11 protein-coding genes are annotated in these 12769 nt (G+C 66.5%); 4 read left to right on the top strand and 7 right to left on the bottom strand.

Features of this window, described 5'->3' with window-relative positions; all coding sequences use genetic code 11:
• Positions 1 to 125: 125 nt before the first annotated feature.
• The 5 genes from ACMZ91_RS10615 to cyoA all read right to left on the bottom strand — a co-directional run bounded on the left by ACMZ91_RS10615 (position 126) and on the right by cyoA (position 4793).
• Complete coding sequence (locus ACMZ91_RS10615) at positions 126 to 797, bottom strand: SCO family protein (RefSeq protein WP_107431810.1); 672 nt, start codon at positions 795 to 797, stop codon at positions 126 to 128.
• 142 nt (positions 798 to 939) lie between these two features.
• The gene (gene cyoD, locus ACMZ91_RS10610) at positions 940 to 1272 is read right to left on the bottom strand and encodes a cytochrome o ubiquinol oxidase subunit IV (RefSeq protein WP_006399830.1); all 333 of its coding nucleotides are present in this window, start codon (positions 1270 to 1272) and stop codon (positions 940 to 942) included.
• Between the two features lies 1 nt (position 1273).
• Positions 1274 to 1909: a cytochrome o ubiquinol oxidase subunit III gene (gene cyoC / locus ACMZ91_RS10605; RefSeq protein ID WP_012512371.1), complete on the bottom strand. Its 636-nt coding sequence runs from the start codon at positions 1907 to 1909 to the stop codon at positions 1274 to 1276.
• Positions 1906 to 3882 (bottom strand): cytochrome o ubiquinol oxidase subunit I, encoded by a 1977-nt coding sequence (gene cyoB, locus ACMZ91_RS10600; protein ID WP_049439979.1) that lies wholly within the window; start codon positions 3880 to 3882, stop codon positions 1906 to 1908. Before cyoB ends, cyoC begins: the two co-directional genes overlap by 4 nt.
• A gap of 5 nt (positions 3883 to 3887) precedes the next feature.
• A complete protein-coding gene (gene cyoA / locus ACMZ91_RS10595; protein ID WP_071227643.1) occupies positions 3888 to 4793 on the bottom strand; it encodes a ubiquinol oxidase subunit II in 906 nt (301 codons plus the stop codon).
• A 183-nt stretch (positions 4794 to 4976) separates the two neighbouring features.
• Between cyoA and ACMZ91_RS10590 the strand changes: the two genes are divergently transcribed.
• Genes ACMZ91_RS10590 through ACMZ91_RS10575 form a run of 4 tightly spaced genes read left to right on the top strand, consistent with a single transcriptional unit; the run spans position 4977 to position 8849 of the window.
• Complete coding sequence (locus ACMZ91_RS10590) at positions 4977 to 6392, top strand: aminotransferase-like domain-containing protein (RefSeq protein ID WP_277778683.1); 1416 nt, start codon at positions 4977 to 4979, stop codon at positions 6390 to 6392.
• 55 nt (positions 6393 to 6447) lie between these two features.
• Positions 6448 to 6726, top strand: coding sequence for a hypothetical protein (locus ACMZ91_RS10585; RefSeq protein ID WP_414577037.1), 279 nt, complete (start codon positions 6448 to 6450; stop codon positions 6724 to 6726).
• On the top strand, positions 6726 to 7325 hold the full coding sequence (locus tag ACMZ91_RS10580; protein WP_032127099.1) for a DUF6436 domain-containing protein: 600 nt from the start codon (positions 6726 to 6728) through the stop codon (positions 7323 to 7325). The genes ACMZ91_RS10585 and ACMZ91_RS10580 overlap by 1 nt, the downstream gene beginning before the upstream one ends.
• Positions 7326 to 7334: 9 nt before the next feature.
• The gene (locus ACMZ91_RS10575) at positions 7335 to 8849 is read left to right on the top strand and encodes an aminotransferase-like domain-containing protein (RefSeq protein WP_134951258.1); all 1515 of its coding nucleotides are present in this window, start codon (positions 7335 to 7337) and stop codon (positions 8847 to 8849) included.
• Positions 8850 to 8936: 87 nt separating this feature from the next.
• Here ACMZ91_RS10575 and ACMZ91_RS10570 read toward each other — a convergent pair whose 3' ends face one another.
• Together ACMZ91_RS10570 and ACMZ91_RS10565 are read right to left on the bottom strand one after the other, a co-directional pair.
• Positions 8937 to 10238 (bottom strand): aminotransferase class V-fold PLP-dependent enzyme, encoded by a 1302-nt coding sequence (locus tag ACMZ91_RS10570; RefSeq protein ID WP_414577035.1) that lies wholly within the window; start codon positions 10236 to 10238, stop codon positions 8937 to 8939.
• Complete coding sequence (locus ACMZ91_RS10565; RefSeq protein ID WP_414577033.1) at positions 10238 to 12640, bottom strand: TonB-dependent receptor plug domain-containing protein; 2403 nt, start codon at positions 12638 to 12640, stop codon at positions 10238 to 10240. Before ACMZ91_RS10565 ends, ACMZ91_RS10570 begins: the two co-directional genes overlap by 1 nt.
• Positions 12641 to 12769 lie beyond the last annotated feature (129 nt).

Below are 12769 nucleotides of genomic sequence, written 5' to 3'. Positions count from 1 at the left end.
GGGGGGGGGGGCCCCCCCCCGGCCCCCCCCCCACCAGATTCATTCACCGCGTGTCGACCAAGGTCGACACCTACCGGGGCAGCGGGCGCGACGAACAGGCGGCATCAGCCGGGCATGGCCCAGGATTACCCGGCAGCGAGCGTGCCGCTTCGCTTGAGGTGGCAGCTGGCCAACGGGCCGTTGCCGGCGGCCGGATGGCCAGGCTCGAGCAGCAGGCGCTGCACGTCCGAGAACAGCTTGTCCACCGGCATGCCATAGGGCGCGAACAGGCGCAGGCGGCCTTGGCGATCAAACACGTAGCCGCCGGCGATATGGCTCATGGTGTAGGTGTCCGGCACCGGGCCGGGTTCCTTTTCGTAGAACGCCTTGAAGTCGCTGGCCATCGCGGCCAGTTGTGCTTCGTTGCCGACCAATGCGATCGCCTTGGGGTCGAACGCTTCCACATAGGTGCGGGCGACTTCGGGCGTGTCGCGTGCGGGATCGACACTGACGAACACTACCTGCAGCTGGTCGGCATCCTTGCCCATCAGGTGCTTGACCTGGCTGAGCTCGACCATGGTGGTCGGGCACACGTCCGGGCAGCTGGTGAAGCCGAAGAACAGATAGGTCACCTGCCCCTGCAGGTCCTTCGGCCCACGCACGGTGCCGTGGCTGTCGGGCATCGACCACTGCTGGCCGAGTTCTTCGCAGGCGATGTCCTTGGAATAGAAGTCCATGCGCGACTGCGCACTGCAGCCGGCCAGCAGGCCGATGGCCAGGCCTGCCAGCAGCGGCAGGCGGAAACGGGGAGAGAACAACGAACGGACAACAGCAGCAGGACGCTTCACGGGTACCACCAACGCAGACGCGGGCGGGGTCTCGGTCAGGCCTGCCCGTGGGGGAAAGAGGACGGAGGTGCCGGGGTGATCGCGCGGTCCATGCCGATCACCCCGGCCACGGTCAGTTGATCATCATGTGGTAGTGCATGCTCCAGATGATCCAGACCGACAGTGCGACGACGATGAACAGGATCACCAGGGTGAACACGAAGCTGGCCAGGTTCCAGCCACCTTCGGACTTGCGGTCCATGTGCAGGAAATAGACCAGCTGCACCAGGATCTGCGCCACCGCGAAGCCGACCAGCAGGAACAGCGTGAGCGGCCGCGACAGCACCGGGTTCATCACCAGTGCGAACGGCACCACGGTCAGCAGCGCGCACAGCACGAAGCCGATCAGGTAGGACTTGGTGGAGCCGTGCGCATTGCCGGCGCGCGAGGTTTCGACGTGGGCCATGTCAGAAGGCTCCGATCAGGTAGACGAAGGTGAAGACGCAGATCCACACCAGGTCCAGGAAGTGCCAGAACAGGCTCAGGCACGACACGCGGGTGATGTTGGTCGGGGTCAGGCCGCGGCTGTAGACCTGGTGCATGACCACCGCCATCCAGATCAGGCCGCTGGCCACGTGCAGGCCGTGAGTGGCGACCAGCGCGAAGAACGCCGACAGGTAGGCACTGGTGCTGGGGCCCGCGCCTTCGTGGATCAGGTGCGAGAACTCGTAGATCTCCATGCCGATGAACGAGGCACCGAGCACGAAGGTCACGCCCAGCCAGCGCAGCACTGCCGAGGTGTCGTGACGATGCATCGCCAGCACAGCCTGGCCGTAGGTGATGCTGGAGACCAGCAGCAGGAAGGTCTCGGCCATCACGAACGGCAGCGAGAACAGGTCCTTGCCGGTGGGGCCGCCGGCGTAGGCGGTGCTGAGCACCGCATACGAGGCGAACAGCGAACCGAACAGCACCAGGTCGGACATGAGGTAGACCCACATGCCGAACACCTTCATGCCGCCCTGTTCGTGGCCATGGTCGTGCTCGTGGTGGTCCTCGTGCGCCTGCGTGTCGCTGGCCAGCTCGGGGCGGGTCAACAGGTTCATGCGCGTGCCTCCTTCAGCTTGGCCAGGTTGGCCGCTTCGGTGCGCGCCACCTCTTCGGAACTGACGTAGTAGTCCACGTCCTCGTCATAGGACCGCACGATCAGGGTGACGATCATCGCGATGAAGCTGGCCGCGGCCATCCACCAGATGTGCCAGACCAGGGCGAAGCACAACACCAGGATCCAGATGTTGAGGATCAGCGGCACGCCGGTGTTCTTCGGCATGTGGATCGGTGCGTACTTCTTCGGCGGCGGCGGCAGACCACGCTTCTTCGCTTCGTGGAAGGCATCCAGCTCATCGGCCTTGGGCACCACGGCGAAGTTGTAGAACGGCGGCGGCGACGGCGTGGCCCATTCCAGCGTGCGTGCATTCCACGGGTCGCCGGTCAGGTCCAGGTTGCGCTTGCGGTCGCGCACGCTCACGTAGATCTGCACCAGCATCAGGATGATGCCCGCGAACACGAACAGTGCACCGATGAAGGCGGCGATCAGGTACGGCGTCCACGCCGGGTTGTCGTACTGGTTCATGCGGCGGGTCATGCCCATGAAGCCGAGCATGTACAGCGGCATGAAGGCCAGGTAGAAGCCGATCACCCAGCACGCGAACGACCACTTGCCCAGGCGCTCGTTGAGGGTGAAGCCGAACACCTTCGGGAACCAGTAGGCGAAGCCAGCCAGGTAACCGAACAGCGCGCCGCCGATGATGGTGTTGTGGAAGTGCGCGACCAGGAACAGGCTGTTGTGCAGCAGGAAGTCCGCGCCCGGGATGGCCAGCAGCACACCGGTCATGCCACCGATGGTGAAGGTGACCAGGAAGGCGATGGTCCACAGCATCGGCACGCTGAACTCGACGCGGCCGCCATACATGGTGAACAGCCAGGTGAAGATCTTCACGCCGGTGGGGATGGCGATGATCATCGTCATGATGCCGAAGAAGGCATTGACGCTGGCACCGGAGCCCATGGTGAAGAAGTGGTGCAGCCAGACGATGAACGACAGGATGCCGATCGCCAGGGTGGCGCCCACCATCGACTTGTAGCCGAACAGCTTCTTGCGCGCGAACGTGGCAGTCACTTCAGAGAAGATGCCGAATGCCGGCAGCACCAGGATGTACACCTCCGGATGGCCCCAGGCCCACACCAGGTTCACGTACATCATCGGGTTGCCACCCAACGTGTTGGTGTAGAAGTTGAAGTCCAGGTAGCGGTCCAGGGTGAGCGCACCCAGCGCCACGGTCAGGATCGGGAAGGCGGCGATGATGATCACGCTGGTGACCAGCACGGTCCAGGTGAACACCGGCATCTTCATCAGGGTCATGCCCGGCGCACGCATGCGCAGGATGGTGATGAACAGGTTGACGCCGGTCAGCAAGGTGCCGATGCCCGAAGCCTGCAATGCCCAGATGTAGTAGTCCACGCCCACGCCTGGACTGAACTCGATGCCCGACAGCGGCGGATAGGCCACCCAGCCGGTCATGGCGAATTCGCCAACGCCCAGCGAGATCATCATCAACGCGGCGCCGACCACGAAGATCCAGAAGCTGAAGGCGTTGAGGAACGGGAACGCCATGTCGCGCGCGCCGATCTGCAGCGGCACGATGATGTTCATCAGGCCGACCACGAACGGGGTGGCCACGAAGAAGATCATGATCACGCCGTGCGCGGTGAAGATCTGGTCGTAGTGCTCAGGTGGCAGGAAGCCGTCACTGCCCGGGCCAGCCGCGGCCAGCTGCGCGCGCATCATCAGCGCATCGGCAAAGCCGCGCACCAGCATGACCAGCGCTACCACCACGTACATGATGCCGATCTTCTTGTGGTCCACGGTGGTGAACCAGTCACGCCACAGCGGGCCCCACAGCTTGAAGTACGTCACCGCGCCGAGCAGCGCGAGGCCACCCAGCACCATGGCCGCCAATGTGACCACGACGATCGGCTCGTGCAGCGGCACGGCCTCCCACGTCAATTTACCCAACATGTTCGTTACTCCTGGGAAACCTGGGCACCGCCGGCAGCGCCCGCCGGGGTCGCAGCAGCGGTGTTCTCACCAACGCCGATGAACTGGTCGATGACCTTCTTGAACAGCAGTGGTTCAACACTGGAGAAGTGCTGCACCGGTGCGTTCTTCGACGGTGCGGCCAGCGCCTTGAACTGCGTGAAGCTGAGCGCGTCCGGCGCGCTGCGCACCTCGGCCACCCAGCGCTCGAAGTCTTCGTTACTGCTGGCGGTGGCGATGAACTTCATGTTCGAGAAGCCATGCCCGCTGTAGTTGCCGGACATGCCGCGGAACTGGCCGGGCTCGTTGGCGATCAGGTGCAGCTGCGTGCGCATGCCGGCCATCGCGTAGATCTGCCCACCCAGCTGCGGGATGAAGAAGGTGTTCATCGTCGAGTTGGAGGTGATGTTGAACGCCAGCGGGCGGTCGACCGGGAAGTTGAGCTGGTTGACCGTGGCGATGCCCAGGTCCGGATACACGAACACCCACTTCCAGTCGGTGGCGATCACGTCCACGTGCAGCGGCTCACCGGCCACGTCCAGCGGCTTGTAGGGGTCCAGCTCGTGGGTGGACTTCCACACGATCACCGCCAGCACCGCGATGATGATCAGCGGCACGCCCCAGACCACGATCTCCACCTTGGTGGAGTGCGACCAGTCAGGCATGTATTTGGCTTTGGTATTGCCGGCGCGGTAGCGCCAGGCGAACACGAAGGTCAGCACGATGGCCGGTATCACCACGATCAGCATCAGGCCGATGCAGATCAGGATCAGGTCGCGCTGGGCGAGCCCGACCATGCCCTTCGAATCCAGCAGCACCCAGTCACAGCCCGACAGGCCGACGCAGGCCAGGGCGACCAGCGCCAGGCGGATGCGGTTCCAGCAGATATTCATTGGAGGTCAACCCTGTTGAAGAAGCGCGCTTGACCGGCTCGCCTGCGCGCAGCGCCCGGGCGTGGAGCGGCTACACTGTGGGTACGAGGTCGCCTACAAGCAGGCGAACCACTCCAATCAAGCCCATACAAGATACATCATTGTATGGACTTGTGCATCTGCACGTATGGAAAAAACTGACCGATGACGCCACCTGCCGCCGGCCGCCGCCTGAAACACCCCAATCGCACCTGGGTTCGCCCCTTCCGCGAGGGCGCCGGCCCGCTGTACCTGCAGATTGCCCAGCAGGTGCGCGAGGCGGTGGATGACGGCGTGCTGCGCCCGGGCGACCGCCTGCCGCCGCAGCGCGACCTGGCCCAGCAGGTGGGCGTGGACCTGACCACGGTCACCCGTGCCTTCGCCGAGCTGCGCCAGGCCGGCCTGCTCGACGCCCAAGGCGCTGGCGGTACCTTCATCGCGCTGTCGGCCGGCAACCGCAGCACCTCGGTGGACCTGAGCATGAACATCCCGCCGCTGCTGGGCAGCGCGCCGTTCGCACAGGGCATGGAGGCCGGTTTCCAGCACGTGGGCCAGCAGCTGGGCCAGGGCGAACTGATGAGCTACCACGTCGGCGCCGGCACCCGCGAGGACCGCGCCGCCGCTGTGCAGTGGCTGTCACCGATGCTGGGGACGGTCGGTGCCGACCAGGTGGTGATCTGCCCCGGTGCGCAGACCGCACTGTGCGCGCTGATCCTGGCCCGCACCCAGCCGGGCGAGCTGATTGCCGCCGAGCAGCTGACCTACCCGGGCCTGCTGGCCGCCGCGCGCGTGCTGCAGCGGGGCGTGGTGCCAGTGGCGATGGACGCCGAAGGCATGCTCCCCGACGCACTGGAGGAGGCCTGCCAGCTACGCCGCCCGCGCCTGCTGTACCTGGTACCGACCATCCAGAACCCGACCACGGCGACGATGTCGGCACAACGCAGGCAGGCCCTGCTGGCGGTCGCCAAGCGCCACGATCTGACCGTGATCGAAGACGATCCCTACTGGTTGCTGGCCGGAGACGCCGCGCCGCCGCTGGCCGCCCACCGCGATGTGGGCTGCGCGGTCTATTACATCTCCACCCTTTCCAAGTGCCTGGCGCCGGGCCTGCGCACCGCCTACCTGGTGGTGCCGGCCGGCGAGCCGATGGAACCGGTGCTGGATGCGCTGCGCGCAATCGCGCTGATGCCGACCCAGTCGATGGTGGCGGTGGCCTCGCAGTGGATCCGCAGCGGCCAGGCCCAGGACATGGTGCAGCGCTTCCAGCAGGAACTGCGCGAGCGCCAGGCCATTGCCGCCCGTTACCTGCCGGCCCGTGCCCAGGCGCATCCGGCCGGCCTGCATGTGTGGCTGCCGCTGCCGCCGCGGCTCGACCAGTACCGGTTGATCCAGGCCGCACAGGAGCAGGGGCTGGGCATTGCCAGCTCCGATGCCTTCAGCGTGGAAGAACCGCCACCGGGCAACGCGATCCGCCTGTCGTTGGGCGGCGCGGTCGACCAGGGCGCGCTGGCCGGGGCGCTGGCCAAGCTGAACGAGATCCTGTCCGAGGCCCCCGAGGCACGCCACAACGCCATCGTCTGAACGGGGCGCATGGCGCTTTATCCATACAAGATGATATTTTGTATGCAATGTATGGATGAAGGGACGTGCATCGATGCGCGCCGAGAAACTGAAATTCCACCTGGTGATGGCCGGGTGCGGTGGCTTTGTGGTGTTGATGCTGGCCGCGCTGGCCTGGGTCTGCCTGCAGCCGCAGACCGTGGATGTGCAGGCCGCCGAACGCCACGCCATCAAGCAGTGCGTGCAGCGCAGCGAGGATCCGTCGCGTAGCGAGATCCAGCGCCGCGCGCAGGCCGATTCCTGCCGCGAGATGCGCAAGCAGTACGTGCACAAGTTCGGCCGGGAAGATTCCTGATGGGCGCAGCCGCGCCTCGTCGCCGCTGGCTGCTGCCGACGATGATCGCCCTCGCCTGCCTGTTCATGGCCGGCGTGGCAGCTGCGTTGTGGCAGTACTTCGGCTACAGCGCGCAGTCCACCTTCACCGAACAGGCCATCGTCTTCGACGATTCGCAGCTGCGCCTGCCGGCCGATCTGGCCGGTGATACCGGCCGCATCCGCGTGGTGCATTTCTGGGACCCGGCGTGCGCGGTCTGCAACCGCGAGACCGGTGCACACCTGAGCTACCTGATCAGCATGTACCGCCGCGCCGGCATCGACTTCTATGCCATCCGCCGCCCGGGTACGCAGGGCGAGCTGCCCGAGCCACTGCGCAACAAGGTGATCAACCTGCCGACCATCGACGGCATCGAACACATTCCGGCCAGCCCCGCCGTAGCCATCTGGGATCGCCAGGGCCACCTCGCCTACGCAGGACCGTACAGCATCGGCATGGTGTGCAACTCGGCCAACAGCTTCGTCGAACCGCTGCTGGACAGACTGGTGCGCGGCGAGACCGTGCGCCCGAAAGGACTGCTTGCCGTGGGCTGCTACTGCCCCTGGCAGGCCAAGCGCTGAGGACGCGCAATGACATCACTGACGCTGGCCGGCGTGGCCGCCGCAAACAACAACGGCGGTCACCTGTCCGAACCGACCGATGGTTATGGACAGGCTCCCGCCGTTGGAAGCAACGATACGCCCCGACATGCTCCGTACATGCCGCGACCGGATGTCGCAGCCCGCGAATGGGTGCAGGACGTACTCGCGCACAGCGGGCCGATCTACCTGCGCATCGTCAACTCGCTGGAACGCACGGTGCGCCGCGGTGGTCTCGCACCGGGACAACGCCTGCCTTCGCAGCGCGCGTTGGCGCAGCAGCTCGGCGTCGACCTGACCACGGTGACGCGGGCCTTTGATGAAGCACGCAAGCGTGGCCTGATCGAAGCGCGTGGACCACAGGGCAGTTTCATCGCACCGCCCAAGGCCGGCTTCGACCAGGTGGTGGACCTGAGCATGAACGTGCCGCCGGTGCCCGATGCCGATGCGCTGGCCGAGACGCTGCGCCGCGGTGCCGCCGCCGTGCTTGCGCGCAGCAACGCACCGAACCTGATGACCTATCACCTGGGCGGCGGTAACCCGACCGACCGCCACGCAGCGGCGCGCTGGCTGCAGCCGATGCTGGGAAAGGTGGACGATGCCTGCCTGCTGCTGACCGAAGGTGCACAGGTGGCGCTGGCGTCGATCCTGGTCAGCCAGGGACGCGACGACGACGCGATCCTGTGCGATGCGCTGGTCTATCCGGGCCTGCTGCAGGCGGCCGCCGCACTGGGCCGGCGCCTGCTGCCGGTGGACAGCGACGAACACGGCATGTGCCCCGATGCACTGGCCCGGCTGGCACGCGAAAGCGGCGCGCGGTTGGTCTATCTCAATCCCACCTGCCAGAACCCGACCGCGCTGACCCTGCCGCTGCAGCGGCGCGAAGCGCTGGCGCGTGTGCTGGAAAGCGAAGGCCTGCTGGCGATCGAAGACGATCCGTACTGGCACCTCGCCGAGGAGGCGCCGATACCGCTGGCAACGCTGGCACCGCGTCATGTGTTCTACGTGGCGACACTGTCGAAGGTGATCAGCCCCGGCCTGCGCACCGCCTTCGTGCGTTGCCCGAGCGCCGCGCATGCCGAGGCGATGACGGCCGCACTGCGGGCAACGCGGTTGATGGGCCATCCGCTGGTCTCGGCGCTGGCCAGCCAGCTGCTGCTGGATGGTTCGGCGCAGTCACTGCTGACGCAGGTGCGCACCGAGGCGCGCGAGCGCATGCGCATGGCCCGCTACCTGCTGGCGCCGTCGCTGTTGCAGCGGGCAGAGGGCCTGCATGCGTGGTGCCGGATACCCGCGCCGTGGACCGACGCCACGCTGGTGCGTACCGCACAGCTGCAGGGGCTGGCGATTGCACCGTCATCGGCGTTCTGCCCGCCAGGGGTATTGCATCAGAGTGGAGTGCGGCTGTCGCTGGGACTGGCGGCGGATCGACGGCAGCTGGAAAGTGCGCTGCGGAGGATCGACCGGTTGTTGTTGTCGGATGCGTTGCCGGCCATCGAGCGGTAGGCCTGGTAGTGCCGGCCGCTGCCCGGCGGAAGATTCCCCGGCACGGACGGAATGTGCCAACCAAGGTTGGCACCCACCAAAGCAGGGTCAGGCCAGGGCGTCCAGCGCCTGCACCAGCGCATCCATCTGCTCCGGCCGGGTGAACACCGACGGCGTCACCCGCACGCACGCGCCGGACTCCAAGCCATCGCGATGCGTGGTGAACACGCGATGCTCATCCAGCAGGCGCTTCTGCAGCGCGATGTTGTCGGCCACGCTGGTACGCCCGCGCAGGCGGAAGCTGGCCAATGCACTCGCCAACGCCGGATCCGGTGAGGACAGCACTTCGATATGTGCCATCTGCCGCGCCGGTACCGTCCAGCGCTCGCGCAGGTAACGCAGGCGCGCCTGCTTGTTGGCTACGCCGATACGCTGGTGCAGGGAAATCGCTTCCGGCAGCGCCAGGTAGGCGGCGAAGTTGACCGTACCGGTATGCACGCGGCTGCCCACCCGGCCATCGTCGGTCTCGCCCATGTAGGGGTCCAGGTCGGTCACGCGCCCCTTGCGCACGTACATCGCGCCGACACCGACCGGCGCACCGATCCACTTGTGCAGATTGATCCCGACGAAATCGGCCTTCAGCTGCGGCACCGCGTAGTCGATCTGGCCAAACCCATGCGCGGCATCGACGATCACATCGATACCGCGCGCTCGCGCGCGTTCGGCGATCTCCGCCACCGGCAGCACCAGCCCATGGCGATGGCTGACCTGGGTCAGCAGCACCAGCTTCAGGCGTGGCAGCCGCGCGAATGCGGCCTCGTAGGCCTGCAGGATCTGCGCGTGGTCGGGCACGGCCGGTAGCGCGATACGCTCGACCTGCACGCCGCGACGCTGCTGCAGCCAGCGCATCGCGCCGATCATGCTGTCGTAGTCGATGTCGGCGTAGAGCACCTGGTCGCCGGGCTGCAGGCGATTGTAGCCACCGATCAGCGCCAGCATCGCCTCGGTGGCGCCACGGGTCAGTGCGATCTCGTCGGCGCCCACGCCCAGCAACTCGGCCACCTGCCGCTGCACCGCCATGTACTGCGCCGGAAACTCACGACGGCCGTACCAGGCGTTGCCACGGTTCACTTCAGCGGTATGGCGCTGGTAGCTGGCCAGCGTCTCGCGGCCCATCGCGCCCCAATAGCCGTTCTCCAGGTGGTTCACTTCGTCGGTGATGTCGAAGTGGCTGGCCACGGAGGCCCAATAGCCTTCATCGCGGGCCAGCACGTCCGGCGCCACGGTCGTTGCGGGAATCTGCATGGGCGCAGCGTAACGCGTGGCAGCCATGGCGGGCAGTGAAGACAGTGCGGCTGCGGCCGGCAGCAGGGTGCCGGCACGCAGCAGGGAGCGGCGCGTGCGGTCCATCAGAAGCTCAATCGGTACTGCGCGTACAGGTTGGCGCCGTCGGTGTCGTACGGCGCGTTGCGCGAGTAGACCAGGCCGCGGCTGGCCTGGAACACCGCCTCATCCGGATAACGGTCCAGCACGTTGTCGGCCCCCACGCGCAGGCTGTGGTGCTCGTTGATGCGATAGCCCACGGCCAGGTCGAGGAAGCTCATCGCGCCGAAGCGCTGGTAGATATCGCCCACCGCATTGCCGCTGGCGTCGGTCCAGGCACCGTAGTAGCGCATGCGTGCCATCAGCGACCAGGCGCCGACATCCCAGCTGCCGGTCAGGCTGCCCTTGTGCTCGGGCAGGCGGTCTTCGAACAGCACGCGCTGGGTTTCGTTGGTGGCCACCGAGGTGCTGCCGTTGTCCACGCGGGTGCGGTTGTAGTTGTAGGCCAGGGTCAGCGTCATGCGACCCGCGCCGAGGTCGCGCAGGTAGTTGCCGACCACGTCCACGCCGGTGGTGGTGGTATCGAAGTCGTTGGTGAAGTAGTTCACCGAGGTATAGCCCAGCGGATTGGGAGTACCAGCCGGAATGGCGAAACTGGCCGACTGGCTGAAGCGGTCGGTGAGCTTGATCTGGTAGACGTCCACCGAGCCGGACAGGCCCAGGTCGGTGCGCCAGGTCAGGCCCAGCGACGCGGTACGCGATTCCTCCGGCTTCAGCGGCCTGGCACCGAGCAGCTGGGCCAGCGGATCGTTCGGTGACAGGCGGCCACTGGTGAAGATCTGCAGGGTACGCGTATCCAGCCCCTGGGTGGTGCTGGTGGTATTGAGCTGCGCCGGTGTCGGTGCGCGGAAGCCGGTGGACACCGTGCCGCGCAGGGCCACGTCCGGGGTGATCGCGAAACGTGCCGACAGCTTGCCGTCCAGCGTGCTGCCAAAGCTGGAGAAGTCCTCGTAACGGCTGGCCGCGCCGATGCTCCAGCGCTCGCCCAGCGGCACTTCCATATCCACGTAGGCCGCCTTGCTGCGCTGGCTCCACTGCCCGGCCTGGCTGGCCGAGAAGCCCGGCGCGCCGTTGGAATTGGCTTCCAGCCCTGCCGCAGCGCCCGGGCCCACTGCGTACGAAGCCGGATCACCGGCACGCACCTGGTAGGTCTCCTGGCGGAACTCGCCACCGAAAGCGACGTTGATCGGCTTGGCCAGCGCGGCTACGTCCCACTCGTAGTTGAAGTCGGCGTTGGCGTTCTTCTCGGTCTGGGTCAGGCGGCCGAGATCGAATGCGGTGGGGCTGGCCGGGCCGAGCGAGGCATTGATCGAGTTCTTCAGGCTGTAGTCGATCGCGTTACGGCCGTACGAGGCGCTGACATCCCAGCGCAGCTTCGGCGTGATCTCGCCGCGCAGGCCACCGACCAGCTGCAGGTCGTTCTGGACGTTGCCGTACTGCGGGCTGAAGCCCACCGGGTACAACGAACGCAGGTCCCAGCCCGGGAAGATGGCGGTGGTGCGATACGCGCCGGTGGTGGTGTCCGGATTGCGCCAGTTGAAATCGCTGACACCGTCGCTGTGGCTGTACAGACCGAACGCATACAGTTCCAGTGTCTCGCTGGCGTTGGCCTTCACGTTGAAGCCGACGCGGCGGCTTTCCAGCTCCGGCTGGCCCCAGCGCTGCACCGGGTTGGGAACGTCCAGCGCGGGATGCGCGGCCTGGAAGGCGATGGCATCGGGGCGCTGGCGGGTGCGCGAGGTGGCATCGGAATTGGAGGATTCAGCGAACAGCACCAGGCTGCCATAGTCGCCCAGCGACCAGCCGGTGCGCGCACTGAAATCGCGCGAGGCGCCATCGCCCTGCGCATACTGCGAATAACCAGCGGTGATCTCGGTACCCGGGCCATCCTCGAGAATGATGTTGATGACGCCGGCGATGGCATCCGAGCCGTACTGCGCCGACGCACCATCGCGCAGCACTTCGATGCGCTTGATCGCACTGGTTGGAATCTGTGCCAGATCGGCCGCCTGCGCACCACGGTTGCCGAGCAGCGCGCTGCGGTGGAAGCGGCGACCGTTGACCAGCACCAGGGTCTGGTCCGGCGACAGGCCGCGCAGGGTCGCCGGGCGCACGAACACCTGACCGTCCGCCATTGGCAGGCGCTGCACCACGAACGACGGCACCAGCTGCGCCAGCACGTCCTTCAGATCGGTCGACTCGACGGACTTGATGTCTTCCTTGGTGAACACGTCCACCGGCGCCAGCGTTTCGAACTGGGTGCGGTTGGAGGCGCGGGTGCCGGTGACCAGCATCGCGTCGAGCTGGGTGGGCGCCGTACGGCTGCCCGCCGGGGCATCGACCGCATCGGCCTCCGCTGCGATCGCGCCTCCTGCGCTGGCCATGGAAAGGGCGAGGAGGATGGAACGCGAAAGCTTCGAACGATGCACGGCAGGGCTCCGGGAGGACGCGACTGGGCCAGCACCTGCTCGGACACAACAGGCGTGGACAAGGCGCGCAGTCTCGGCGCGATCTGTGAAGGAGCCATGACGTCAGTGCGACAGCTTGATGCCGCTGCA

The organism is Stenotrophomonas sp. FR024, assembly GCF_047500745.2.
In the GTDB taxonomy this organism is placed as follows: domain Bacteria; phylum Pseudomonadota; class Gammaproteobacteria; order Xanthomonadales; family Xanthomonadaceae; genus Stenotrophomonas; species Stenotrophomonas maltophilia_A.
This window is presented reverse-complemented; position numbering and strand designations above follow the sequence as displayed.

Bases quoted from the DNA above. Each gene is read 5' to 3' on its own strand.
- ACMZ91_RS10570 (WP_414577035.1), bottom strand. From the start codon at position 10,238: ATGGACCGCACGCGCCGCTCCCTGCTGCGTGCCGGCACCCTGCTGCCG.
- ACMZ91_RS10580 (WP_032127099.1), top strand. From the start codon at position 6,726: ATGGGCGCAGCCGCGCCTCGTCGCCGCTGGCTGCTGCCGACGATGATC.
- ACMZ91_RS10575 (WP_134951258.1), top strand. From the start codon at position 7,335: ATGACATCACTGACGCTGGCCGGCGTGGCCGCCGCAAACAACAACGGC.
- cyoC (WP_012512371.1), bottom strand. From the start codon at position 1,909: ATGAACCTGTTGACCCGCCCCGAGCTGGCCAGCGACACGCAGGCGCAC.
- cyoB (WP_049439979.1), bottom strand. From the start codon at position 3,882: ATGTTGGGTAAATTGACGTGGGAGGCCGTGCCGCTGCACGAGCCGATC.
- ACMZ91_RS10590 (WP_277778683.1), top strand. From the start codon at position 4,977: ATGACGCCACCTGCCGCCGGCCGCCGCCTGAAACACCCCAATCGCACC.
- cyoD (WP_006399830.1), bottom strand. From the start codon at position 1,272: ATGGCCCACGTCGAAACCTCGCGCGCCGGCAATGCGCACGGCTCCACC.
- ACMZ91_RS10585 (WP_414577037.1), top strand. From the start codon at position 6,448: ATGAAGGGACGTGCATCGATGCGCGCCGAGAAACTGAAATTCCACCTG.
- cyoA (WP_071227643.1), bottom strand. From the start codon at position 4,793: ATGAATATCTGCTGGAACCGCATCCGCCTGGCGCTGGTCGCCCTGGCC.